The sequence below is a fragment of the Micromonospora sp. MP36 genome (assembly GCF_008119785.1).
In the GTDB taxonomy this organism is placed as follows: Bacteria; Actinomycetota; Actinomycetes; order Mycobacteriales; family Micromonosporaceae; genus Micromonospora.
The window spans coordinates 117,597-142,026 of the sequence record NZ_VSFA01000004.1; the positions used below are offsets into that span (position 1 = coordinate 117,597).

The window sequence follows — 24,430 nt, forward strand, 5'->3', positions numbered from 1 at the left end:
CAGCACCGGTTCCGGTGGCAGCGCCGGCAACGGCCGTCACGAGTGCCACCTGCTGAGAGACTCGGTCGGTGGGGCGCAACCGGTGGACCGAGCGGATGGGGCCGGCCGTTGCGGTAGCGCCTGGCGCCCGCGTCGAGCGGTTCGAGGTCTTCTTCGATCTGGTCTTCGTCTTCTCGTTCTTCATCATCACGCGGGCCACCGCCATGAGCGTCACCGGCACCAACCTGCTGCACGCGATGCTGGTGCTGGCTGTGCTCTGGTGGGTCTGGGTGATCCACACGGTGGTCGCGACGCGGGTCCGGCTCGGCGTGGGGTTCGTGCCGGCGTTGATGGTCGTCGCGATGGCCGCGCTCTTCTCCTTCGCGTTGGCCCTGCCGCAGGCCTTCGGCGACCCGAGGTACCGGGCGGCCGGGCCGGTGGTCGTGGCTCTCAGCTATGTGGTGATCCGGGGCGTGCATCTGCTGCTGTACTGGCACGTCGCGCGGGAGAAGCCGGGCGAGCGCCGGCTGCTGCTGAAGTATTCCCCGGAACTGATGATCAGCACGGCTCTGCTGCTGAGCGCCGCGCTGATCCCGCCGTTCATCGACAACACGGGTCGGGCTGCGATGGTGCGCGACGGGCTCTGGCTGGCCGTCGTCGTGCTCCAGTACAGCAGCGGCCTGGTCGCCGGCGCGTGGGGCTGGATGGTGACCTCCGCCGAGCACTGGACCGAGCGGTACGACCTCATCCTCATCATCGCCCTGGGCGAGTCGATCATTTCCGTCGGCGTGGGCGGTAACCTGCTGGGCCGACCGGTCACCGGACGGGCAGTCGTCGCGGCGGTCCTCGGCGTCGTCTTCACTGCCGCCCTTTGGTGGGCGCATTTCGACGTGATCGCGCCGGCCGCGCGGATCGCGCAGCACGTCGCGCTGGACCGCCCACGGGTGGCCATGGCCCGGGACGCCTACGGCTACTGCCATCTGGTGATGATCGCCGGCATCATCCTGTTCGCCATCGGCGCCGAGGAGATCGTGCGCCAGATCGCCGACCGGTCTGTTCCCCTTGCCGAGCCCCCGCCCCACGGTTCCGCCGTATCGCTGCTCTTTGGCGGGGTAGCTGGCTACCTGTGCGGCAACATGCTGTTCCAGGCACGCACCCTGCGCACCCTCTCCTGGACACGCGTCGGCACCGTCCTCGTGCTCGGGGCCGCGATCCCGCTCGCCCAGCGCCTGCCGGGGCTGGCGACCCTGGGCCTGCTGGCGGTCATCTGCGTGGGGATGGTGGCGGTCGAGCTGGTGGTCATGGCCGACGCGCGCAAAGCCCTGCTCGCGGTCGTCTTCGAGGAACGGACCACCTACGAGAGGCACGAGGCCGACTTCCGGGCCCGCTGGCACGACGTGGAGCCGGACGAGAAGGCCGGCTGAGCGGCGGTCCGGCGTGAGCTTGCCCACCCTCTGCTCGGGCGGCGCGTAGGGGCAGGTCACCTGCCGTTACCCGGCGGTTAAGGTAGGGGTGCGAAGTCGCTCCCCGACCTGGGTGCGGCTTCCTAGTGCTTCACGGGGATCCGTGGAGCCCAGCCGTCCCGACGTTCTCCGGGCCAACCGAATCGGGACGACTGCACCCCCACCGCCCGGCCGGCGCGTCCGGCGGGCCAACCCGGAACGGAGTAAGGCCACGCCATGAGCGTGACTACGCAGGATCCTGCTGCCCCGGTCGAGTCGGCGGAACCCGCCGAGCGCGACCGCCTCGACCGCTTCTTCGAGATCACCCGTCGTGGCTCGACCGTCAAGCGGGAGGTGCTCGCCGGGATCACCACCTTCGCGACGATGGCGTACATCGTCGTGCTCAACCCGCTGATCATCGGCACCGCGCCCGACAAGGACGGCAATCTGCTCGGCATCGCGCCGGTCGCCGGAGTCACCTGCCTCGTCGCGGCGGTCATGACGATCATGATGGGCATCGTCGGCCGGGTGCCGTTCGCCGTGGCGACCGGCCTGGGCTTGAACGCGTTCGTCGCGTACGCGGTCGCCTCCCAGATGAGCTGGGCCGAGGCGATGGGCCTGGTCGTCATCGAGGGTCTGATCATCACCGTGCTGGTGCTGACCGGCTTCCGGAAGGCCGTCTTCCGGGCCATCCCGGCCTCGCTGAAGGCGGCCATCGCCGCCGGTATCGGTCTGTTCATCGCCATGATCGGCTTCGTCGACGGCGGTCTGGTCCGGCGGGTGCCGGACGCGGCCGGTACCACCGTCCCGGTGCAGCTCGGGGGCGACGGCACGCTGCGCGGCTGGACCACCGTCGTCTTCCTGGTCGGCCTGCTGGTCACCGGCATCCTGGTCGCCAAGAAGGTGAAGGCCGGCGTCCTGATCGGCATCGTGGCCACCACCGTCGTCGCGGTGATCGTCAACGCCTTCGCCAAGCCCGGCCCGGCGTTCGTCGACGGCAAGCCCAACCCGGGGGGCTGGCAGCTCAACGTCCCGACCCTGCCGGACCCGCTGATCAAGGCGCCCGACCTGCACCTGCTCGGCAACGTGTCGTTCAGCGCGTTCGCCCACGTCGGCGTGATGACGGCGCTGCTGCTGGTGTTCACCCTGGTGCTCGCCGACTTCTTCGACGTGATGGGCACGACCGTGGGCCTGGCCAAGCAGGCCGGCCTGACCACCGCGGACGGCACCGACATGCCCCGGCTGGGCAAGGTGCTCTTCGTCGACGGTGTCGCCGCGGTCGCCGGTGGCGCGGGCAGCGCCTCCTCGGCCACCACGTACGTCGAGTCGTCCTCGGGCATCGCGGACGGCGGGCGTACCGGCCTGACCAGTGTGGTCACGGGCATGCTCTTCCTCGGCGCGCTGCTGCTCACCCCGCTGGTGTCGCTGGTGCCGAGCGAGGCCGCCGGCCCGGCGCTGGTTATCGTCGGCGCCCTGATGATCCGCCAGGTCAAGGACATCGACTTCACCGACGTGGGCGTGGCGGTCCCGGCGTTCCTCACCATGACCCTCATGCCCTTCACCTACTCGATCACCAACGGCATCGGCGCCGGCTTCGTGAGCTGGGTGGCGATCCGGGTGGCGCAGGGCAAGGCGCGCCAGGTCCACCCGCTGATGTGGGCGGTCTCCGCCGCGTTCGTGGTCTACTTCGGCATCAACCTGGTCAAGGCCGTCACCGGCGTCAGCTGACCGGTCCGCACCGCGCCCCCGCCGCCCACTGGCCCGAGGCGGCGGGGGCGCGGCGTATCCGGCTCCGGGACGCGGCGTTCGTTGTACCGGTACCGGTACCGGTACCGGGATGACGGGAGGAGCGGGATGAGCTACGCGGACGTCAACGGGCTGCGGCTCTGGTACGAGGTGCACGGGACCGGCCAGCCGTTGGTGCTGCTGCACGGCGGCTACGGCGCGGTGGAGATGTTCCAGCCGATCCTGCCCACCCTCGCCGCCCGCCGCCGGGTGATCGGCGTCGACCTGCAGGGGCACGGCCGCACCGCCGACGTGGACCGGCCCCTGCGGTACGAGTCGATGGCCGACGACATCGCCGCGCTGCTGCGGCATCTCGGCCTGCCGCAGGCCGAGCTGATGGGCTACTCGCTCGGCGGCGGGGTGGCCCTGCGTACCGCGATCCAGCACCCCGACCTGGTCCGCCGCCTCGTGCTGGTCTCCACGCCGTGCCGGCGCGGCGGCTGGTACCCGGAGGTGCTGGCCGCGATGGCGGCCCAGGACGAGCGAGTCGCCGAGCAGATGCGGGGCACCCCGCCGCACGAGCTCTACCTGCGCCGGGCGCCGCGCCCACAGGACTGGCCGACGCTCTGGGCCAAGACCGGTGACCTGCTGCGGCGCGAGTACGACTGGTCCGCCGAGGTGGCCGCCCTCGCCCTGCCGGTGCTCCTGGTCTTCGCCGACGCCGACTCGGTACCGGTCAGCCACGTGGCGGAGTTCTTCGGGCTGCTCGGCGGCGGGCGCCGGGACGCCGGCTGGGACGGCACCGACCGCCCGGCGTCCCGGCTGGCCGTGCTGCCCGGCCTGACCCACTACGACATCGTCGCGTCACCGGCGCTGCCCGAGGCGGTCCTGCCGTTCCTCACCCACGAGGTGCGCGCGCCCGCCTGACCGCCCAGCGAATCCCGACATACCCCAGCAGTAGCAGCGCCACCAGCCCCGCCCACCACCAGAACCGGCCACCCACTCCCCACGGCGGGTCGGCGTCCCGCACCCGCCCGGAGCGCACCACGTCGTCGGCGACGTCGACCGCGAGCACCTGCTCCGGGGCGGTGAGCACGGTGGTGGGCGTGGCGGCGCCCGGCGCCAGGGCGAGCACCCGGACCGACCGCACGTGGCCGTACGCGGTCCGCTGGTCCAGCTCCAGCGGCTGGTCGAAGCGGGCAGGCGCGTTCGGCTCCGGCCGGTACGCGACCACCAGCGCGGACCCGTCCGGCCGCCAGCCGAGCAGCCGGATGGTGGTGACGCCGGAGACGGCGGGCAACTCCAGCCGGCCGAGGTCCTTCCCCGTCCTCGGGTCGACCCGGCGCAGCCGCCAGCGGGTGCTCTCCGGGTCCCGGCTGACCAGGGCCAACCCGCCGTCCGGCAGCCAGGCCCCCTTGCCAGCCAGCCCCTCGTCGCTGGACACCCGGAAGGAGAAGAGCGGCTGGAAGTCCGGGACGATCGGGTCGGCCGTCCCGCCCACTTGGGAGACCCTGACCTCGTCGCCGATCTGGTATGCCACCCGGGCCCCGTCGGGGGAGAACGCGACCGGGGCGCCGAAGCTGGGCACCTGCACGCCCTGGGCCAGCCCCCGCACCGCGCGTCCGGTGTCGAGCCAGACCAGGCTGAGCACGTTCCGGTATGCGCTGCCCTCCGGATTGGCCGGCACGACGTCCCGGACCACCAGCGACTTCCCGTCCGGTGCCCACCCTGCCGGCTCCATGAGAACGCTCCTGGCGACGGGGGAGGGCAGCGGGCGTACCCGGCCGTCGACCAGGTCCACCAGATCGACCTGCGGGTGCTCGGACGTCCCGCCGGGCACGGCGATCCGTCGACCGTCGGGGGAGAGCAACACCTGCTCGCCGACCGGCGCCTCGTGCCCCACCCGGTAGGTCCGGTAACGGTCCGCCTCGGCACCGACGACGCCGATGGTGCCGTTCTCGTCGATCAGCCCGGTGAGGCCACGGGCCTGGCCGCTGAAGATCACCGACGCCGGGCCCAGCCGGGGCCGGTCGGTGGCGTGCAGCGCGCCGAACACCGGCAGCCCGATCCGGTCGGGCAGCGCCGGGCCGCCGGAGCCGGCCGGCGCCAGACCGCCGCCACCGCCGCGGACGGTCAGCGGCACCAGCGCCACCAGCACCAGGACCGCCGCCACGCCCGCCGCCATCCGCTGCCGCGTGCGCCGGGCGGTCCGCACCGCACGCTCGTGCACCTGGTACGCGGGCACGTCCGCCGCCTCCCGCAGCGCCTCCCGCAGCCGTACGGTCATCGGATGCTCCTCTCCGGCGTCGCTTCCACCAGGTCGGGGACGAGTTCCCGGAGCCGGCGCAGGGCGTCGTGCCCGTGCCGCTTCACCGTGCCCAGTGAGCAGCCCAGTGCCTCCGCCACCTGCGCCTCGGTCAGGTCCTCGTAGAACCGGAGCACCACCACCGCCCGCTGCCGTGCGGTGAGCCGGTGCAGCGCGGCCAGGAGGCTGAGCCGCAGCACCGTGCTGTCGCCGTGATCGCCGCCGCCCCGCTCGACCGGCTCCGGGTCGAGTCGTTCCACCACCCGGCGCCGACGCCACCAGGACACCTGCTGGTGGTACATGACCCGGCGCACGTACGCCTCCGGGTCGCCGCCGCGGATCCGCCGCCAGTGCCGGTACGTCCGGGCCAGCGCGCTCTGCAACAGGTCCTCGGCGAGCTGGTGGTCCCCGGTGAGCAGATACGCCGTCCGTGACAACGCGGGCGACCGCTGCGCCACGAACTCGTGGAACGTCTCCGACATGCCCACCCCCTCGCCCCCTACCAACGCGCCCCGCCCCACGAATGGTTGGGGCGGAGCCCGACGGTGATCGCCGGCAGCCCAGGAACTCGACCCGCCGGAAAGACCGCGGCTCGAGGATCAGGGTGCTGCGGCGGGATCAGGGGAGGCGGCGGGCCAGCCAGCGCAGCAGCGCGTCGCCCTGGGCGCGCTGGAACGCCCGTACCGTGGGGATGCCGGGCGGCGGTGGCAGCCGGGCGCCGTCGAGGAAGAACCCGGTGAACCCGGCCAGTACGCCGGTCAGGTCGGCCGGGTCCACCCCGGTGGTGAGCGGCAGGTCGCGCAGCAGCGCCTCGGGGTCGTGCCCGCCGTACACCTGCACGTTGATCAGGATCATCAGGCTGTCCAGCCAGGCCGGCCCGCGGCAGGCCCACGGCCAGTCGACCACGTTGACCGTGCCGTCCGCGCCGATCAGCAGGTTGTCGGCGCGGATGTCCAGGTGGCACAGCGTCTCGCCGGTCAACGCAGCCAGCCCCCGGTCGGCGGCGGCGCACAGCTCCGGCAGCCGGGCCCGGGCCCACGGGTCCAGGTCGGCCGGTGGGTCGGCGCTGATCCGCCGCCAGCCGGCGAAGTCCGGCGCGAGCTGCTCGGCGGCCGTGGGTGCCGCCGGGACCGATGCCGGCGTGAGCGCCGCAGCCATCGCCGCCAGGGTGGACAGCACAGCGCGCAGCTCGGCGGCGTCCCACGGCGTCACCGGGTGCCGCCCGGCCACGTCGGTGAAGACCAGCGCCACCCAGTCGCCGTCGTCGTAGCTGCCGAGCAGCCGAGGCGCGGGCGTGGCCGGCGGCAGCGCGGCAGCGATCAGGCCCTCCGCCCGGTACAGCCCCGGGCTGCGGTCGTTCTGCGCCGGGCTGACCGCCTTGACGAAGGCTCGCCGGCCGCCGGCGGTACGCACCCGGTCGGCGGTGCCGGGCGAGAAGCCGCCCGACTGGGAGACGGCCTCCACCACCCGGTCACCGAGGATCTCCTCCACCGCGGCCCGGACCCGGTCGGGCAGATCCGTCCAGTGGATCCGGCGGTTCGTCGCGAGCGTCACGCTCCCACCGTGCGGCCAGGCGCCCGGCGCGGGCAAGCCGATTACCGTGCCGGAGCGGCGTACCGGAGGACGACGACGCCACTGTCGAAGGGGCGTGCCTCGACCAGGGTGAACCGGTGTGGCTCGAAGCCCCGGTCGGCCAGCTTGATGCCGCTGCCGGCCACGATCGGGTTCAGCTTGATCACCAGCTCGTCCACCTCGCCGAGGAGTTGGCCGGCGAGCTGCCCGCCGCCGCAGAGCCAGACGTCCCCGCCGGGCTGCTGCTTCAGCTCGCGGACGAAGGCCACCGGGTCACCGTCGACGATCTCGACCTGCGGGTCGTCGGACGGGGGCAGCGAACGGGAGAAGACGTACTGCTTCAGGTGGGCGTATGGGCTGGTGACGCCGAGCTTCAGCCCGGGGTCGTAGGTGCCGCGGCCCATCACCAGGGCGTCGAAGCGGCCCTGCGGCGACTCGATGCCGAACTGGGGATGGGCGAACGTGGGGAAGGTCTGGGGCCATTCGGCGACCAGGTGGGCCAGCACGTCCGGCTCCGGCACCAGCGGAAAGAAGTCGAACGACCCGTCGGGGGCGGCGATGAAGCCGTCGAGGGTGGCGGCGACGTAGTACACGAGCTTGCGCAAACCTGCTCCGATGTTCGGCTCAACCACGACGGCCGTCGTGGTTGAGCAAGAATCTACTACACCTGTTGTGGTTATTGCTAGGGTGTCGGCGTGGCCAGAAATCCGGAACGCCGCATGCTCCTCGCCGACGCCGGGCTGCGCGTGCTCGCCGCGGCCGGCGCCCGCGGGTTGACCCACCGCGCGGTCGACGCCGAGGCGGGCGTGCCGACCGGCACCGCCTCGAACTACTTCCCGTCCCGGGCCGCCCTGCTGGCCGGGCTCGCCGAGCGGATCTTCGAACGGATGGCGCCCGACCCGGCCGTGCTGGCCGACCTCGGCCGGCGCGAGCCGTCCCTCGCCCTGGTGACCGACTACCTGCGGTACATCGTCGAGCGCACCACGCGCGAGCCGGACCTCACCCGGGCCCTGTTCGAGCTTCGGCTGGAGGCGTCCCGCCGGCCCGAGCTGCGGCGCGCGCTGGGCGACGTGCTCCGCCGGGGGTACGCCGACGACGTGGCCTTCCACGTCGCGGCCGGGCTGCCCGGCGGCGCCTTCGAGGTGGCCCTGCTGCACTACGCGGTGGACGGGCTCCTGCTCGACCTGCTCACCACGTCGATCGACGCCGGCTTCGACGTCGACCAGGTGGTGTCCGCCCTGGTCCCCCGGCTGTTCGGCGCCGCCGGCTGACCGCCGTCGCAGGTGTGCCCATGGGCGCAGCGGGAAACCCGGGCGGGACGCCCCTGGGGAGGAGCGACGGATGACGGATGCCCCGACACTGACCATCGGCGTGCTCGGCTCGTACGGCGGTCGCAACCTCGGCGACGAGGCGATCCTCACCGGCCTGTTGTCCGATCTGCGGCAGCTTGAGCCGAGAGCGCGGATCATCGTGTTCTCCCGGAACCCGGCGCACACCGCGCTGGCCCATCCCGACGTGGAGGCGGTGCCCTGGGAAGGGGTCAGCCGCGCCGACTCGACGGTGCTGCTGGCCGAGCTCGACCTGCTCATCCTCGGCGGCGGCGGGATCCTCTACAACCGCGAGGCCCGTCGCTATCTGCGGGTGGTGCGGGTGGCCCAGGAGCGGGGCCTGCCACTGCTCACCTACGCGGTCGGGGTGGGCCCGCTCAGCGACGGCATCGACACCGGGATGGTGCGGGAGACCCTGGCCGGGGCCATCGAGGTGACCGTGCGGGACCAGGAGTCCCGGATGGTGCTGGAGGAGACCGGGCTGCTGAACCCCATTACGGTCACCGCCGACCCGGCGTTCCTGCTGGAACCGGAGGACTTCCCGGAGAGCTGGCTGCGCGAGGAGGGTGTCCCGGGCGGCAAGCGGCTGGTCGGGTTGAGCGTCCGGGAGCCGGGCCGGGCCGCCGAACGCCTCGACGTCGACGGCTACCACCGGCTACTCGCCCAGATCGCCGACTTCCTGGTGCACCGGATCGACGCGTACGTGCTCTTCGTGCCGATGGAACGCGACGACATCCGGCACTCGCACGGCGTGATGTCGCACATGACCGCGTCGGAGCGGGGCCGGATCCTGCACGGCGACTACTCGCCGCGACAGATCCTGGGCATGATGCGCCACTTGGACCTCGCCGTCGGCATGCGGCTGCACTTCCTGATCTTCGCCGCCATGGTCGGCACGCCGTTCCTGCCCCTGCCGTACGCGGGAAAGGTCTTCGACCTGGCCCAACGGCTCGGGGTGCCGGCGCTGCGCGGCGTGGAACGCGAGGTGGAGGGCCCGTTGCTGGCCGAGGTGGACCAGCTGTGGGACGAGCGGGAGGCCCGGGCCGACGAGACCGCGCGCCGAGTGGCCGAGGTGTGCGAGCAGGCCCGGGGCACCTCCCAGGTCACCCGGGGAGTGCTGGACAGCATCCGGTCGCGGACCCTGACCCAGGCCGGCATCCAGTGAGCCGGCGGGCGCGACCGGCGACGGGCCGACCCGGGAGCGGGTCAGCCGCGACCGGCGGCGGGGCCGACCCGGGAGCGGGTCAGAGTGCCGGCCCGCGCCAGGTGTAGATCCACGGGCGGCCGCGGTGGTCGTCCGACTCCAGCTCGTAGATCTCCGCCTCGGCCAGCCCCTCGGGGCCGAGGTGGTGGTGGGTCAGCGGCGGCCGACCGTTGTCGTCCAGCTCGACGGTGACGGTCTCGCCGTCGGCCACGCCACCCACCAGGGGGATCTGCACCGCTCCTGCCATACGCCCATCCTGCCCGGGAGATCGCCGCGCCGCAGGGGATAGCGGGGCAGCGGACCGGCCCGCTGCGGCACTAGGGTCCGAAGATGGCGGACACGACGATCGACCCCACGTTCGGTCCGGTCCTCGCCCGCACGGGCGACGAGCGGGCCGTGCTCGAATCGTTCCTCGACTTCCACCGGGCCATCGTGCTGCGCAAGGTGCGGGGCCTCTCCGACGCCGACGCGAGCCGGCGCCTGGTGCCGTCCCTCACCACCCTCGCCGGGCTGCTCAAACACCTGGCCTTGGTGGAGCGGAACTGGCTCCCCTGTCTGTTCGCGCCCGAGCCGGGGGACGTCTACCTCACCAGCGAGGAGGAGGCGGTGGCCAGCTTCACCCTCGAACCCGGCGAGACCGTAGCCGCGCTCGCCGCCGCGTACCAGGCCGCCTGCGCCCGGTCCCGGGCGGTCGCCGCGCGGTTCGCGCTGGACCACGTGGTCCCGCACCCGCAGCTCGGCGAGGTGTCGCTGCGCTGGGTGCTGGTGCACCTGATCGAGGAGACCGCCCGGCACGCCGGCCACGCCGACATCCTGCGCGAGCTGACCGACGGCGAGACCGGGGCGATCTGACCGGCGTCAGTCCCGGGGCAGCAGGCCGGCTGGATACTCCATCCCGTCGTGGGTGCAGGCGGCGGCGGCCACCCGGGCGGCGTACCGGGCCGCGTCGAGCGGGGACGCGTCGCGCAGCCGGGCGGCGATCAGGCCGGCCGCGAAGGCGTCACCCGCGCCGTTGGTGTCCACCACCGGGGCGGGCGGGGCTGCGGCGGGCACCCGCACCGGTGGGGTGTCCGGCCTGTGCAGCGTCGCGCCGGCCGCCCCGCCGGTCACCAGCACGGTCCGGGGCGCCAGCCCCGCCGCCACCTTCCCGGCCCGCTCGCCGAGCCGCACGTCGCTCAAAAAGACCAGGTCGGCGGCGTCGGCGAAGGGCCGGTGGTAGTCGTTCTCGCCGTCCCAGTCATGCAGATCGGTGGAGAGCGTCACGCCGGCTCCGAGGCCCGCGCGCAGCGCCGGCAGCCCGTCCCGCGCCCAGTCCATGATCGACACATGCACGTGCCGGGCGTCCCGGACCAGCGCGGCCAGCTCCGCCGAGGTGAACGGCGCCGGCCCGGACCACGGACGCGGGTCGTAGAGGGACATCCGGCGGCCGGCCGGGTCGACCAGGTTGACCGACCGGCGGGTGCCGCCCGGCGCCTCGGCCAGCACGGCCCGTACCGAGGTGCGCGCCAGCGCGGCCCGGACCACGTCGCCGGCCGGGTCGGCGCCCAGCACGTCCACCAGCGCCACCCGCAGGCCCAGGGCATGCGCGGCGAGCGCCACCCCGGCCCCGGTGTTGCCGATCCGCAGCTCGATCGGCGGCACCGTCAGCGAGTCGGCGGCGGGCAGCGGAAGCGCGGGCACCTGGGCACGGACGTCGACGCCCAGGCCACCGATCACAAGCAGATCGACCATGGCGACGAGGGTAGTGCGCCGCGAGCGCCTATCCTGGCCCCGGGCGTCGTCGAGGAGGAGTGCGTGCTGGTCATCCACGGGCTGTGGCTGTCCGGCCGCGGGCTCGCCGTCTGGGCCGAGGACAGCACCCGCCCGGCCCGGGCCCCGCGCCGTCCGGGCCGCACGCCACGCGAGCGCCCGCATCCCTTCGCCGCCGACCACGGCAGCCTCACCGCCACGCTCGGCGACCCGCCGGCCGAGCCGGCGTCCGTGCTGCTCGCCCTGCCCACCCGGGCCGGTTCACCGGTGGACTCCCCGGAGCTGGTCCGGACCACCGTCGGGGAGCCGGTCCGCGGCCCGGTCACCCGAGCCGGCTGGCGGGTCCCGGCCCTGGCGTACGCCCCGGACGCCGCGCTCGCCCTGCTCCGCGCGCTGGACCTGGGGGACGCGGTGCCCGGCGCCACCCTGCGCCACCTGGCGGAGCTGGCCGACTTCGCCGCCGACCTGGTCGCCCGCGGCCGGGTGCTGCCCGGCCTGGTCGACCTCGCCGCCGGATCCGACCCGCAGTCACCGGGCGAGTCCGGCCCCGCGAACCGGACCGGCGGCACCGGATCCGCCCGGCGTCGTCCACGGGCGGTTGACTCCGCCGGCGCGCACGGCACCGGATCGGTCCGGCGGCACCTGCGGGCGGTGGACGACTCCGACGTGGTGACCGCGCTGGCGGTCTGGCGGCCCCTGCTCACCGGCACGGATGCGGCCTGGGCGCGCTCGCTGGCCGGCGCCCTGCCCCCGGCCGCGCGTGCCGCCGTCGAATGGGCGGTCACGCCGCCCGGTGTCGCGGCCGAGCCGGGCGTCGGCTCGGGGCCGGGCCGCGCGGCCGGGTCCGCTGCCCGGTCCGCGCCCGGGCACCCGTCCGGCTCCGGTGCCGCGCCGGGGCACGCGGACGGCGCCGGGCCGGGGGAGTTGGTGGCCGAGGCGCTGGACGCGTTGACCGATGCGGCCGCCCGGGCGGCCCTCGCCGACACCGTGCTGCACCGCGGCATGCGCCCGGGCGGGCCGGTGCCCCGCTGGCTGGCCGCGCTCACCGGGCCGGAGCGCGCGTTCCCCGCCGAGCCGGCCGCCCTGGACACCCTGCGGACCGAGCTGGACGCCTGGCAGCGCGACGCCGCCGGTGGCCGCGTACGCGGGGTCTTCCGCCTGGTGGAGCCGCCCGTTGACCCCGTCGCCGAGCTGGTCGAAGGGGGGTCCTGGCAGCTCGAGTTCGGGCTGCACCCGGCCGACGAGCCGGGCCTGGTGGTCGACGCGGCGCAGATCTGGCGGGGTTCGGCACCCGCCCTCGTCGACCACCGGATCGAGCCTCAGGAGACCCTCCTCGCCGAGCTGGGCCGGGCCAGCCGGCTCTGGCCGGAGCTGGACGACGCGCTGCGCACCGCCGCGCCGGAGGGGATGGAGCTGGATGCGGACGGCGCGCACCGGTTCCTCCGGGAGGGAGCGCCGGTGCTGCACGCGGCCGGGTTCGGGGTGCTGCTGCCGTCCTGGTGGCGGCGGCAGTCGTCCCGCCTGGGCGCGCGGCTGCGGGCGCGCAGCCGGACCGCCCCCGGCGCCGTCGCCGTCGCCGCCGGCGGCCTCGGCCTGGACGCCCTGGTGGACTACCGCTGGGAGGTGGCCCTGGGCGACCAGCCGTTGACCGCCGACGAGCTGGCCGCCCTGGCCGAGCTGAAGTCTCCGCTGGTCCGGCTGCGCGGGCGCTGGGTGGAGCTGGACCCGGACCGGCTCGCCGCCGGGCTGCGGCTGCTCCGCTCGGCCGGCGAGCTGACCGTGGCCGACCTGCTGCGCATGGGGCTGGCCGGCGCCGACCGCCCCGACGCGCTGCCCGTGCTGGAGGTCACCGCCGACGGCGCGCTGGGCGAGCTGCTGGCCGGTGAGGCGGAGCGGCGGCTCACCCCGGCCGACCCGCCACCGGGGTTCGCCGGGACGCTGCGGCCGTACCAGCGACGCGGGCTGGCGTGGCTCGCGTTCCTCCAGTCGCTCGGGTTGGGCGGGATCCTGGCCGACGACATGGGGCTGGGCAAGACCGTGCAGCTGCTCGCGCTGCTCGCCGGGGATCCGCCGGAGGCCGGGCCGACGCTGCTGGTCTGTCCGATGTCGCTGGTTGGCAACTGGCAGCGGGAGGCGGCCCGGTTCACGCCCGGGTTGCGCGTACACGTGCACCACGGGGCCGAGCGGGCCCGGGGCGAGGCGTTCGCGGCGGCAGTGCACGCCGCGGACCTGGTCCTCACCACCTATTCCGTGGCCGCTCGCGACGCGTATGACCTGGCCGGGATCGACTGGTACCGGGTGGTGGTGGACGAGGCGCAGGCGATCAAGAACGCCTCCACCCGGCAGGCCGAGGCGGTCCGGTCGCTGCCCGCCCGGCACCGGGTCGCGGTCACCGGTACGCCGGTGGAGAACCGGCTCGCCGACCTCTGGTCGATCATGCAGTTCGCCAACCCCGGCCTGCTCGGCCCGGCCGCCACCTTCCGGAAGAAGTTCGCCGAGCCGATCGAGCGGCACGGCGACGCCGAGGTGGCCGGGCGGCTGCGCCGGATCACCGGGCCGTTCGTGCTGCGCCGGCTCAAGACCGACGCGTCGATCATCTCCGACCTGCCCGAGAAGCTGGAGATGGAGGTGCTCTGCAACCTCACCGCCGAGCAGGCCGCGCTCTACCGGGCGGTGGTCGACGACATGATGGCGAAGATCGAGTCCAGCGACGGGATGGAACGTCGCGGCCTGGTGCTCGCCACCATGACCCGGCTCAAGCAGGTCTGCAACCACCCCGCCCAGCTGCTGCACGACGGCTCCGCCCTGCCCGGTCGCTCCGGCAAGCTGGAGCGGCTCGAGGAGATCGTCGACGAGGTCCTCGCGGCGGGGGAGAAGGCCCTGCTCTTCACCCAGTACGCCGAGTTCGGCGGGATGCTGCGCGGGCACCTGGCGGCGCGTACCGGCCGGGAGGTGCTCTACCTGCACGGCGGCGTCCGCAAGGCCGAGCGGGACGCCATGGTGACCCGGTTTCAGTCCGCGGACGGCCCGCCGCTGTTCGTCCTGTCGCTCAAGGCCGGCGGCACCGGGCTGACCCTGACCGCGGCGAACCACGTGGTCCACGTGGACCGCTGGTGGAACCCGGCCGTCGAGGACCAGGCCACCGACCGGGCGTTCCGCATCGGCCAGCGGCGCCGGGTGCAGGTACGCAAGTTCGTGTGCGCCGGCACGGTCGAGGAGAAGGTGGCCGCGATGATCGCGGACAAGCGGAGCCTCGCCCAGCGGGTGGTGGGCAGCGGCGAGCAGTGGGTCACCGAGCTGTCCACCGACACCCTGCGCGAGCTGTTCGCCTTGGAGGCCGGGGCGGTGGTGGAGTGACCAGCCCGGACGGAGGGTCGCGGTTCGCGGAGTTCGGGCCGCCGCGCCGGGTCGAGGGTGGCCTGAGGGCGCGCAGCACCCGGGGCGCGATCGGGCGCTCCTGGTGGTCCCGGCGGTTCCTGGAGGTGCTGGAGTCGTTCGCGCTCGGCACCCGGCTCACCCGGGGTCGCGCGTACGCGCGCCGGGGCCAGGTGCTCCGGCTCGACGTCGCCCCCGGGCTGGTGACCGCCAGCGTGCATGGCTCGCGGCCCAAGCCGTACCCGGTGCGGATCGGGTTGGCGGCGTACCCGGACGAGGTCTGGGATCGGATCGAGGCGGACCTGGCCGGGCAGGCATTCTTCAGCGCCCGGCTGCTCGCCGGTGACCTGCCGGCCGAGCTGGAGGAGCTGTTCGCCGAGGCCGGCGCGCCCCTCTTCCCGGCCGGTGTGGACGAACTGGACCAGCACTGCGGCTGCCCCGACTTCGCCGTCCCGTGCAAGCACCTGGCGGCCAGCTTCTACCTGCTCGCCGAGGCGTTCGACGCCGACCCGTTCCAGCTCCTGCACTGGCGCGGCCGGAGCCGGGCCCAGCTGCTCGACCGGCTGCGTACGCTGCGGGGCGTCGCCGCAGCCGAGCCGGCGGTGGAGACGGGCGCACCGGCCGGCCCGGCGGACGCCCGTGCCCGGCTCGCGACGGAGCGTCCCGTCGCCGGCGCGGGACGGGTGCTCGACGGCCTGCCGGCGGCCGAGCCGGCCGACGCGCTGGACCGGTTCTGGCTCCCCCCGGCGCCGTTGCCCGACCGGCCACCCACCCTGGCGACCGGACCGGAGCTGCTGCTGCGCCAGCTTGCCCCGCCGGGGGCCGCGATCGGCGGCCCCGGCCTGGTCGAGCGGCTGCGCCGGGCGTACCGGGAGTTCGGCCGTGCGTCGACGGATCCGGACGCCTCGGCACACTGAGCGCCCGCGACCGGTGTCCCGGCGTCGGCGGGACGATCGGCGCGGTCATAGCCAGCGTCGCCGGAAGTGCCACATGAGCCCGGCGTTGGCCAGCAGCACCACGGCGCAGATCGCGCCGGCCATCCGGCCGGCCAGTACGGTCATCGCCGGCAGCGAGGCCCACAGCACGATCGTCAACAGCATCAGATACCGGCCTCGGCGGCCCCGGGCCCGGTGATCGAGCCGGGCGAAGAACTGCGGGTCGCTCTCCCGCAGCTGGCGGGTGATCTGTTCGAACCTGCGCTGATCCTCTTTGCTGAGCATGGCGGTGCCTTCCCCTCACGGCTTCAGCGGTCCCGCGGCATACCCGTAACGGAGGCGGGTCACGCGCTGCTGCTGCCGCCACTTCGACGGGCCGGGCGGGTCCGCATCTTCCGGTCGGGCGGCCGCAGCGCAGGCTTGTCCGGGCCGCACGTTTCGTTCAGCCTCCGAACGGCGCGAACGGACTACCACGGTCGAAACGTCACGTCCCGGCGGTCGTCGCCCCGGTCGGCCCTGCTCCCGGAACCGATGCCGCCGGCAGGGCGTGCCGGTGGCCCCGCACCGGGCTCTCTGAGCACCGTCTCAAGTGGCCGCGGTCGCGCCGCCGGCGTGCCGTTGCGCCCTCGGGGAGGCGTGGCTACCACCCGAGGCGATTCCTCCGGCAACCGTCGCCGGCCCGGCGCCTACACGGTTCGGGGACGTGCCGGCACCCGACGAAGCGGGGGACCAGGCCAGCCTCACAGTCAGCGGAGGGGGCGGTGGGTGGTGCTGGGGCGGGAGCCGGTGGGGCGGGGGCGGCCGGGGCGGGTGCCCCAGGGGCGGGTGCCGGCCCAGCGGCGCGGGCGGTGGCGGTGCGGAGAGGGTTCGGTGCCGCCGGTGTGGCGGTCCGCGTCGTCCCTGGACATGCTCAACCCCCGCTCTGGCGCGAACGCGCCGTCACCGGAGTTCAACGAGTCCGGCACCGGAGAAGTCGCTGCCGCCGGTCAGCAGCCGCGCCGGGGGAGGGGAAGCTGGCCCGGGAGCAGGTCGGAGGTGAGCGTGACGCCGGCCGCCCGTAACGCGTTGATCAGCGCGTTCTGCACCAGGTAGGAGTCGGGAAGCTGCCAGCGCGCCTGCTCGGGGGCGACCGCCCAGCGCACCGTCCCCTCCGGCAGCCGGGTCGGCGGTGCCGGGATCCACGAGCCGCCACCGTGCCGGACCACGTGGAAGCAGTGCTCCAGTTCCGGCCGGAGCGGGTCGCCGCGGCGGACCAGGAACATCCAGCGGCCGGTGGGCGTGACCAGGACCGGCCCCCGTACGCCGAAGCCGGCCGGGTGGGTCGCGAGCGTGTCCAGCACCTGCCGGCCGAGTTGGGCCGCGACCTCCAGCACGTCGAACGCGCGCCCGGTGGGCAGCAGCACCCCGTGCGGCCGGCTGCGCCACCAGGTGGCCACCCGCGCCGGGTCGGCGGTGGCGGCGTGCTCCCAGTTCTCCAGCACGGGATGGCAGCCGATGGTGGGGCAGCCGGCCCGGCCGCAGACGAAGCGGCTGTTGGCCAGGCAGGCCCCGGGCGTCACCTCCCAGCCGTGGGCGGCGTACCGGACGGCGACCCGGCGGAGCCGGACCCGTTCCAGAGGCGACAGGTGAGCCACGCGCGGTCCGACATTCCCCCACATGTGTGCCACATCCCCTCTAGTCCGCGCTGGACGGTCCTGTGTCGCACGTCGAACGCCGTCACTGCCGTAACCCACGGTCGTTTAGTTGACGAACGGCTGATGCAACTTGCACGGAAACTACGAGGACTGACCGTACGGCTGACGTACAGACTGTGCGACCAGGGAAAACCTGAAGACCGACGGGCGGTTGCGGTCGTCGACCGGGGCAGATCAGCCGGACGCAGGCAGGGGGAGGGATGGCGAGATGGACGAACTACCCATAGGCCGCCGGGTGGCGTACTGGCGGGGGCGGCGCAAGATGTCCCAACAGGTCTTCGCCGACCGGCTCGGCAAGTCCAAGAGCTGGGTGGACAAGGTGGAGCGCGGCGTCCGGCGGCTGGACAAGTTCTCCGTCCTCTACGAGATCGCCGACATCCTCCAGGTCGACGTCCAGTTGCTCCTCGGCAAGGACCCGGAGCGGCGTACCGACGCCCTCAACTGCATCGACCAGGTCGAGGTCGAGGAGATCCGGGCCGCCCTCGAGCGGTACGACTCGATGACCGCCTACTTCGACGCGGCGCCGTACCCGCCCCCGCTGGTCGACATGCGCAAGGCGGTCAGCCACGCCTGGCTCACCTACCAGTACGGCCGCTACGGGATGCTCACCCGCGCCCTGCCGAAGCTGCTACGTGACGCCCAGGCCGCCGACGCCGGCTACGACGACGAGCAGGCCCGGGACGCCGCCCACCTGCTCGGGCAGGTCTATCAGATCGCCTCCTCGGTGCTGCGCAAGCTCGGCGAGTGCGACCTGGCCTGGCTGGCCGCCGACCGCTCGATGGCGGTCGCCCAGCGGGCCGACGACCAGTTGCTGGCCGGTGTCGCCACCACCCGGGTCTGCAACGCGCTCGCGGCCATGGGCCGGTCCCGGCCGGCGCTGGAACTCAACGTCAACATCGCCAACCGGCTCGCCCCCGGCACCGGCGACGCCTCTCCGGAGCAGCTCTCCGTCTACGGCATGCTGCTGCTCCAGGGGACGATGGCCGCGGCCCGCATCGGTGACTCCGCGACGGTGGACGACCTGCTCGCCGGCGCCCAGGAGGCGGCCACCCTGCTGGGCAGCGACCAGAACCACTACTGGACCTCGTTCGGCCCGACCAACCTGGAGCTGCACCGGGCCGCCGCCGCGGTCGAACTCGGCGACGGGGGCCGCGCGGTGGAGATCCACCAGCGGATTCCCGAGCCGGCGTTCAACGCGCTGCTGCCCGAGCGCCGCGCGCACCACCTGCTCGACATCGCCCGCGGCTACGCCCAGATCGGTGACGTCGCCAACGCGGGCGAGATGCTGCTGCTCGGTGACCGGCTCGCACCGTCCGAGATCCGTTGCCGGCCGATCGCCCACGAGGTGATGTCCGACGTGCTCCGTCGCACACGGGGTGCGCCGCCTCCGCCGATCGCGGAGTTGGCTGAGCACATGGGAGTCGGAGTATGAGCGGATGAACAGTCCGCACCTCAGTCACCGGCGTCGCCGGGTGCTCTACGTCATCGCCTGCGGCTCGCCGCTGTCCCGCCACGTCGGCCGGTTGGTCGACCTCGCCCAGGAGGACGGCTGGGACGTCTGCCTGATCACCACGCCGGACGGCGCGAAGTTCATCGACCGCACCTCGCTGGCCCGGCAGACCGGCCACCCGGTACGCACCCACTACAAGAACCCGGGCGACCCGGACGTGCTGCCGCCGGCGGACGCGATGCTGGTCTGCCCGGCGACGGTCAACACGGTCAACAAGTGGGCGGCCGGCATCGCCGACACGCTCGCCCTGGGGCTGCTGATCGAGGCGCAGGGCCTGGACGTGTCGATCGCGGCCGTCCCGTACACCAACTCGGCGATGGCCGCGCACCCGGCGTTCCGGGCCAGCCTGGACCGGCTGCGCGAGTGGGGGGTGCGGGTGGTCTTCGGCGACCACGTCGTCCCGCTGCACCCACCCGGCACCGGTGAGCGGCACCTGGACGCGTTCCCCTGGGAGGTCGGCCTCGCGGCGCTGCGTGGCACGCCGCGCCCGGCCGCCCCGGTCGGCTGAGCCGCCTCGGCCGCACCGGCCGGCTGGGCCGCACCGTCGGGCCGGCCGGCCCGCTCCCGCCGGCCGTCCGGGCCCCGGCGTCGCCCCCGCTTCGGAGGGCGGATGACGGGCGTTCCGTGGACAGGAGGTTCCGTCTGGCGCCTGGCCGGGGCCGGACGCCGGTAAGCTGGCCGGCCGTGAGCACAACCGGATCCCCGCCCACCGTCGCCGACGTGGTGGCCGCGCTGGACCGCCGTTACCCGCCGGCGTGGGCCGAGGAGTGGGACCGGGTCGGCCTGGTGCTCGGGGAGCCCACCACCCCGGTACGCCGGATCGCCTGCGTGGTGGACGTGGTGCCGGAGACGGTGGACGAGGCGCTCGCCGCCGGGGCCGACATGATCGTCGCCCACCACCCGCTGTTGCTGCGCGGGGTCTCCTCGGTCGCCGCCACCACGTACAAGGGGCGGATCGTCCACCGGTTGATCAAGGCGGACGTGGCGCTGTACGTGGCGCACACCAACGCCGACGTGGCCGACCCGGGCGTCTCCGACGCCCTCGCCGCCCGGTTCGGGCTGACCGCGCTGCGCCCCCTGCACCGGCCCCGGCCCGGGTCACCCGCCGACGGCCCGGGACGGGGGATCGGCCGGATCGGCGAGCTGCCCGCCCCGATGACCCTGGCCGAGCTGACCCGGCACGCGGCCGCCGTGCTGCCCGTCACCGCGTGGGGTGTTCGCGCCGCCGGGGATCCCGGGCGTATGGTTCGTACCCTCGCCGTCAGCGGCGGCTCGGGGGACAGCTTCCTCGCCGAGGCGACCGCCGCCGGGGTGGACGCGCTCCTCACCGCCGACCTGCGCCACCACCCCGCCGGTGAGCACCTCGCCGCCGGCGGCCCGGCCCTGCTGGACGCCGCCCACTGGGCGACCGAACGACCGTGGCTGGACGACCTGGCCGCCCACCTGCGGGACGAGCTGGGCGTCGAGACCGTGGTGTCCGACCTGGACACCGACCCGTGGACCGTGCACGCCGCCGCACCCGACCGGACGACAAGGAGTCCCGACCGTGAAGGCTGACCCGAAGGTGCAGCGCCGGCTGCTCGATCTGCAGGCGATCGACACCGCCCTCGCCCAGCTCGCCCACCGCCGCCGGTCGCTGCCCGAGCGGGCGGAGCTGGAGGCCCTCGCCCGGGAGCTCTCCGCGCTGGAGGACGAGCGGGTCCGGGCCCAGGTGGCCGTCGACGACCTGGACCGGGACATCGCCCGGCTGGAGAAGGACGTCGACCAGGTCCGGGCGCGCAAGAGCAAGGACGAGGCGCGGCTCGCGTCCGGCACCGGGCCGGCCCGCGAGCTGGAGGCGATCCAGCACGAGCTGGTCTCGCTGAACCGCCGGCAGAGCGACCTGGAGGACGCCGAGCTGGAGCTGATGGAGCAGCGGGAGACCGCGCAGGGGGTGCTCGACGGCGTCGAGCGGCGGATCGCCGAAGCCCGGGACCGGCGGGCCGCCACCGAGCAGCGGCGCGACGAGAGCCTGGCCGAGATCGCCAAGGAGGAGGAGTTCAAGCGCAGCGCCCGCCAGCCGCTCGCCGGCGACCTCCCGGCCGACCTGGTCGCCCTCTACGACCGGATCCGCGAGGACACCGGGCTCGGCGCCGCGCTGCTCACCGGTGCCCGCTGCGGCGGCTGCCGGCTGGAGCTCTCCGGCGCCGACCTGGCCCGGATCCGCAAGGCGGCGCCGGACGAGGTGGTGCGCTGCGAGGAGTGCCGGCGGATCATGGTCCGGACCGCCGAGTCGGGCCTCTGACCGCCGTGGCGGTGCGCGCGGTCGTCGTCGAGGCCGACGGTGGGTCCCGGGGCAACCCGGGGCCGGCCGGCTACGGCGCGGTGGTCCGGGACCCGGCGACCGGGGAGGTGCTGGCCGAGCGTTCCGAGGCGATCGGCACGGCCACCAACAACGTCGCCGAATACCGGGGCCTGATCGCCGGGCTGGAGGCCGCCGCCGACCTGGGCGCGGCCGAGGTCGAGGCCCGGATGGACTCCAAGCTGGTGGTCGAGCAGATGTGCGGCCGCTGGCAGATCAAGAACGCGGGGCTGCGGCCGCTCGCCGCGCAGGCCGCCGGCCTGGTCGCCCGGTTCGCCGCCGTCCGGTTCACCTGGGTGCCCCGGGAGCGCAACCAGCACGCCGACGCGCTGGCCAACGCGGCGATGGACGCGGCCGCCGGGATGGCCCCGGCCCGGCCGGTCGTCGCCACGCCCCGGATCGTGGAGCCGCCGCGCGAGGTCGCCGGCCCCGACTCGGCCGCCCGGGCCGCGGCCCGCGAGGTCGCCGCCCGCGCCGCCACCGACCGGGCCACCGGCACCGACCCGGCCACCACGCCCGCCTCCTGGGAGCCGCGCCCAACCGAGAGCGCCACCCGGCTGATCCTGGTCCGGCACGGTGAGACCGAGCGGACCGTGCAGAAGCAGTACTCCGGCCGCGGCGACGTCCCGCTCACCGACCGGGGCCGGGCCCAGGCCCGGGCCACCGCCGCGCGGGTGGCCGCCCTCGCGCCGTCGGTCGCGGCCGTGGTCAGCTCGCCCCTGTCCCGCTGTACGGCCACCGCCGAGGCGATCGCCGCCCTGGTCGGCAACCCGCCGGTACGCCTCGACGACGACCTGATCGAGTGCGACTTCGGGGTCTGGGAGGGGCGGACCTTCGCCGAGGTACGCGAGGGCTGGGCGGGGGAGTTGGACGCCTGGCTCGCCTCCACCCGGATCGCCCCGCCCGAGGGCGAGTCGTTCGCCGCCGTCGCCGAGCGGACCGGCCGGGCGGTCGAGCGGCTGCGTACGGCGTACCCCGGGGAGACCGTCGTGGTGGTCTCCCACGTCTCGCCGATCAAGCTGGTGCTGCGCGACGCCCTCGCGGCCGGCGACGCCTTCCTGCACCGGCTCTACCTGGACACCGCGGGCGTCTCGGTGCTCGACCTGTACCCGGATGGCGGCGTCGCGGTCCGGTCGGTCAACGACACCGCCCACCTGACCTCCGGCTGACCTCGCAACCGTCCGGCCGCTCGTCGTCGCCGTTCGGCGCACGCGGGTGGCCGCTCGGCGCATCGCCGCTGTCCGGCTGAACGTGACCGGGCTCACAGGGTCGTAGCCTCCGGCCGTCACATGGCGAGTTACAACTTCCCGGAGGTGTGTCACATGGCAGCACCCGAACCGGAGGCGCCGACCACGGCGCGATCCAGGGCGAAGGATCACAGTCCCTGGAACTGGTTGCTCTTCATACCGATCGTGGTGCCGCTCATCCCGGCCTTCTTCAACGCCGACTCACCCCGGATCTTCGGGTTTCCGCGCTTCTACTGGCTGCAACTGGCCTGGATCCTGCTCGGCGTCGGCACCACCACGCTCGTCTACCAGATGACGAAGAAGCGGGGTGAGCGATAATGTGGCGCGACCACCTGACCGAGATCATCGTCTTCACCGTCCTCTTCCTGCTGGTCAGCGCCATGGGGTTCGTGGCGGCCCGGTGGCGGGCGCCGCGCGACATGGCGCACCTGGACGAGTGGGGGCTGGGCGGGCGCAGCTTCGGCGGCTGGATCACCTGGTTCCTGGTCGGCGGTGACCTCTACACCGCGTACACCTTCGTGGCGGTGCCGGCGCTGATCTTCGGGGCCGGCGCGGCTGGGTTCTTCGCGGTGCCGTACACCATCGTCATCTACCCGATGGTGTTCCTGGTGCTCTGCCGGCTCTGGTCGGTGTCGCACCGGCACGGCTTCGTCACCCCGGCCGACTTCGTGCGCAGCCGGTTCGACTCGCCGATCCTGGCCCTGCTGGTCGCGATCACCGGCATCGTGGCGACCATGCCGTACATCGCGCTGCAGCTGGTCGGCATCGAGGCGGTGCTCAAGACCATGGGGGTCACCGGGGAGAGCGCCCTGGCCCGGCACCTGCCGATCATCGTCGCGTTCGCCATCCTGGCGGCCTACACCTACCAGTCCGGGCTGCGCGCGCCGGCGCTGATCGCCTTCGTCAAGGACTCGCTGATCTACATCGTGATCCTGGTGGCGGTCTTCTACCTGCCGTACAAGCTCGGCGGTTGGGGCAGCATCTTCGACGCGGCGGACGCGAAGTTTCAGGCGTCCCCCGCGCCGGGTGACGGCATCCTGCTCAATGCCAACAACCAGCTCCAGTACGTCACCCTGGCGTTCGGCTCGGCGCTGGCACTCTTCCTCTACCCGCACAGCATCACCGGCGTTCTGGCCAGCCGGAACCGCGACGTGATCAAGCGGAACATGTCCGCGCTGCCGGCGTACAGCCTGCTGCTCGGGCTGATCGCGCTGCTCGGCTACATGGCCATCGCGGCCAAGGTGACCCCGCTGGCGGGGACCAAGGAGGGCAGCTTCGACACCAACACGATCGTGCCGCGGCTCTTCGATGCGCAGTTCCCGGACTGGTTCGCCGGGGTCGCGTACGCGGCCATCGGCATCGGCGCGCTGGTGCCGGCGGCGATCATGTCGATCGCGGCGGCGAACCTGTTCACCCGCAACATCTACAAGGAGTACCTCAAGCGGGACGCGACGCCGGCGCAGGAGGCGAACGTCTCGAAGATCGCCTCGCTGGTGGTGAAGGTCGGTGCGGTCGCCTGCATCGTCTTCCTCGACCCGCAGTTCTCCATCGACCTGCAGCTGATCGGCGGCGTGATCATCCTCCAGACGCTGCCGGCGGTGGCGCTGGGCCTCTACACCCGCTGGTTCCACCGCGGCGCGCTGATCGCCGGCTGGGTGGCCGGCATGGCGCTCGGCATGTGGATGCTCTACCAGGTCGGAAACCCGGCGACCGGGAAGAAGCACTTCGCCGGTTCGGCCTTCCCGCTCTCCGAGTTCGGTTTCGACACCAAGAAGACGATCTACGTCGGGATCGTGGCCGTGCTGGTCAACCTGGTCGTCGCCGCGCTGCTCACCCTGGTGCTGCGGGCCGGCAAGGTGGCCGACGGGGTGGACGGCACCACCCCGAACGACTACTTCGCCGACGAGGGCGACCCCCGGCTCACCCCCGGCCCCACCCGCGACGCCGACTCCGCCCCGGAGCCGGTCGCCTGAGGTGCGCCGAGGCCCCCGGTCGCCGCGGCGGCCGGGGGCCTCGCCGTGCGG

At 73.9% G+C, this 24,430-nt stretch carries 24 protein-coding genes; 15 read left to right on the plus strand and 9 right to left on the minus strand.

Translation table 11 applies throughout. The features are described 5' to 3' along the window. Positions 1-68: 68 nt before the first annotated feature. The 3 genes from FXF52_RS06985 (at position 69) to FXF52_RS06995 (ending at position 4,073) form a co-directional block, all read left to right on the plus strand. Entirely contained in the window at positions 69-1,403 is a 1,335-nt protein-coding gene (locus FXF52_RS06985; protein WP_148794578.1) for a low temperature requirement protein A, read from the plus strand. 255 nt (positions 1,404-1,658) lie between these two features. Continuing rightward, a complete protein-coding gene (locus FXF52_RS06990; protein WP_148794581.1) occupies positions 1,659-3,149 on the plus strand; it encodes an NCS2 family permease in 1,491 nt (496 codons plus the stop codon). 126 nt (positions 3,150-3,275) lie between these two features. Continuing rightward, positions 3,276-4,073 carry an alpha/beta fold hydrolase gene (locus FXF52_RS06995; RefSeq protein ID WP_148794583.1) on the plus strand — a complete coding sequence of 266 codons (798 nt, stop codon included), beginning with the start codon at positions 3,276-3,278 and terminating at the stop codon, positions 4,071-4,073. Here FXF52_RS06995 and FXF52_RS07000 read toward each other — a convergent pair. The 4 genes from FXF52_RS07000 to FXF52_RS07015 form a co-directional block, all read right to left on the minus strand. After that, positions 4,045-5,433 (minus strand): hypothetical protein, encoded by a 1,389-nt coding sequence (locus FXF52_RS07000; RefSeq protein WP_148794585.1) that lies wholly within the window; start codon positions 5,431-5,433, stop codon positions 4,045-4,047. The genes FXF52_RS06995 and FXF52_RS07000 overlap by 29 nt on opposite strands. Then, complete coding sequence (locus FXF52_RS07005; RefSeq protein ID WP_148794587.1) at positions 5,430-5,933, minus strand: SigE family RNA polymerase sigma factor; 504 nt, start codon at positions 5,931-5,933, stop codon at positions 5,430-5,432. The genes FXF52_RS07000 and FXF52_RS07005 overlap by 4 nt, the downstream gene beginning before the upstream one ends. 136 nt (positions 5,934-6,069) lie before the next feature. Continuing rightward, positions 6,070-7,005 carry a phosphotransferase family protein gene (locus tag FXF52_RS07010; protein ID WP_148794589.1) on the minus strand — a complete coding sequence of 312 codons (936 nt, stop codon included), beginning with the start codon at positions 7,003-7,005 and terminating at the stop codon, positions 6,070-6,072. 41 nt (positions 7,006-7,046) lie between these two features. Beyond that, positions 7,047-7,628, minus strand: coding sequence for a dihydrofolate reductase family protein (locus FXF52_RS07015; RefSeq protein ID WP_148794591.1), 582 nt, complete (start codon positions 7,626-7,628; stop codon positions 7,047-7,049). A gap of 90 nt (positions 7,629-7,718) precedes the next feature. Between FXF52_RS07015 and FXF52_RS07020 the strand changes: the two genes are divergently transcribed. Further along, entirely contained in the window at positions 7,719-8,294 is a 576-nt protein-coding gene (locus tag FXF52_RS07020; protein ID WP_148794593.1) for a TetR/AcrR family transcriptional regulator, read from the plus strand. A 70-nt stretch (positions 8,295-8,364) separates the two neighbouring features. Further along, a complete protein-coding gene (locus tag FXF52_RS07025) occupies positions 8,365-9,516 on the plus strand; it encodes a polysaccharide pyruvyl transferase family protein (RefSeq protein WP_148794595.1) in 1,152 nt (383 codons plus the stop codon). 79 nt (positions 9,517-9,595) lie between these two features. Here the strand turns inward: FXF52_RS07025 and FXF52_RS07030 are convergent, their stop codons facing one another. Beyond that, positions 9,596-9,802 carry a hypothetical protein gene (locus FXF52_RS07030; RefSeq protein ID WP_148794597.1) on the minus strand — a complete coding sequence of 69 codons (207 nt, stop codon included), beginning with the start codon at positions 9,800-9,802 and terminating at the stop codon, positions 9,596-9,598. 83 nt (positions 9,803-9,885) lie between these two features. On the opposite strand from FXF52_RS07030, the gene FXF52_RS07035 reads away from it, so the two are divergent. Further along, positions 9,886-10,407, plus strand: coding sequence for a DinB family protein (locus tag FXF52_RS07035; RefSeq protein ID WP_148794599.1), 522 nt, complete (start codon positions 9,886-9,888; stop codon positions 10,405-10,407). A 6-nt stretch (positions 10,408-10,413) separates the two neighbouring features. Here FXF52_RS07035 and FXF52_RS07040 read toward each other — a convergent pair whose 3' ends face one another. Continuing rightward, positions 10,414-11,286 (minus strand): carbohydrate kinase family protein, encoded by an 873-nt coding sequence (locus FXF52_RS07040; protein ID WP_148794601.1) that lies wholly within the window; start codon positions 11,284-11,286, stop codon positions 10,414-10,416. 63 nt (positions 11,287-11,349) lie between these two features. On the opposite strand from FXF52_RS07040, the gene FXF52_RS07045 reads away from it, so the two are divergent. Both FXF52_RS07045 and FXF52_RS07050 read left to right on the plus strand, forming a co-directional pair. After that, complete coding sequence (locus FXF52_RS07045; RefSeq protein WP_148794603.1) at positions 11,350-14,661, plus strand: DEAD/DEAH box helicase; 3,312 nt, start codon at positions 11,350-11,352, stop codon at positions 14,659-14,661. Further along, the gene (locus FXF52_RS07050; RefSeq protein WP_148794605.1) at positions 14,658-15,596 is read left to right on the plus strand and encodes an SWIM zinc finger family protein; all 939 of its coding nucleotides are present in this window, start codon (positions 14,658-14,660) and stop codon (positions 15,594-15,596) included. The genes FXF52_RS07045 and FXF52_RS07050 overlap by 4 nt, the downstream gene beginning before the upstream one ends. A 45-nt stretch (positions 15,597-15,641) precedes the next feature. Here the strand turns inward: FXF52_RS07050 and FXF52_RS07055 are convergent, their stop codons facing one another. From FXF52_RS07055 to FXF52_RS07060, 3 genes are all read right to left on the minus strand, one after another. Then, positions 15,642-15,899 (minus strand): DUF3040 domain-containing protein, encoded by a 258-nt coding sequence (locus FXF52_RS07055; RefSeq protein ID WP_148794607.1) that lies wholly within the window; start codon positions 15,897-15,899, stop codon positions 15,642-15,644. Between the two features lie 461 nt (positions 15,900-16,360). Beyond that, a complete protein-coding gene (locus FXF52_RS41520) occupies positions 16,361-16,522 on the minus strand; it encodes a hypothetical protein (RefSeq protein WP_187413361.1) in 162 nt (53 codons plus the stop codon). Between the two features lie 78 nt (positions 16,523-16,600). Then, positions 16,601-17,272, minus strand: coding sequence for a bifunctional DNA primase/polymerase (locus FXF52_RS07060; RefSeq protein WP_148794609.1), 672 nt, complete (start codon positions 17,270-17,272; stop codon positions 16,601-16,603). A 244-nt stretch (positions 17,273-17,516) separates the two neighbouring features. On the opposite strand from FXF52_RS07060, the gene FXF52_RS07065 reads away from it, so the two are divergent. The 7 genes from FXF52_RS07065 (at position 17,517) to mctP (ending at position 24,379) form a co-directional block, all read left to right on the plus strand. Continuing rightward, positions 17,517-18,740, plus strand: coding sequence for a helix-turn-helix domain-containing protein (locus tag FXF52_RS07065; RefSeq protein ID WP_148794611.1), 1,224 nt, complete (start codon positions 17,517-17,519; stop codon positions 18,738-18,740). Between the two features lie 4 nt (positions 18,741-18,744). After that, complete coding sequence (locus FXF52_RS07070; RefSeq protein WP_148794613.1) at positions 18,745-19,326, plus strand: flavoprotein; 582 nt, start codon at positions 18,745-18,747, stop codon at positions 19,324-19,326. A gap of 176 nt (positions 19,327-19,502) precedes the next feature. Then, the gene (locus FXF52_RS07075; RefSeq protein ID WP_148794615.1) at positions 19,503-20,375 is read left to right on the plus strand and encodes a Nif3-like dinuclear metal center hexameric protein; all 873 of its coding nucleotides are present in this window, start codon (positions 19,503-19,505) and stop codon (positions 20,373-20,375) included. Next, positions 20,365-21,102, plus strand: a complete 738-nt coding sequence (locus tag FXF52_RS07080) for a zinc ribbon domain-containing protein (protein ID WP_148794617.1) — start codon at positions 20,365-20,367, stop codon at positions 21,100-21,102. The genes FXF52_RS07075 and FXF52_RS07080 overlap by 11 nt, the downstream gene beginning before the upstream one ends. A 5-nt stretch (positions 21,103-21,107) precedes the next feature. Beyond that, positions 21,108-22,328, plus strand: coding sequence for a bifunctional RNase H/acid phosphatase (locus tag FXF52_RS07085; protein ID WP_148794619.1), 1,221 nt, complete (start codon positions 21,108-21,110; stop codon positions 22,326-22,328). Between the two features lie 153 nt (positions 22,329-22,481). Beyond that, a complete protein-coding gene (locus tag FXF52_RS07090; RefSeq protein ID WP_148794621.1) occupies positions 22,482-22,724 on the plus strand; it encodes a DUF3311 domain-containing protein in 243 nt (80 codons plus the stop codon). Further along, positions 22,724-24,379: a monocarboxylate uptake permease MctP gene (gene mctP, locus FXF52_RS07095; RefSeq protein WP_148794623.1), complete on the plus strand. Its 1,656-nt coding sequence runs from the start codon at positions 22,724-22,726 to the stop codon at positions 24,377-24,379. The genes FXF52_RS07090 and mctP overlap by 1 nt, the downstream gene beginning before the upstream one ends. Positions 24,380-24,430: the final 51 nt, after the last annotated feature.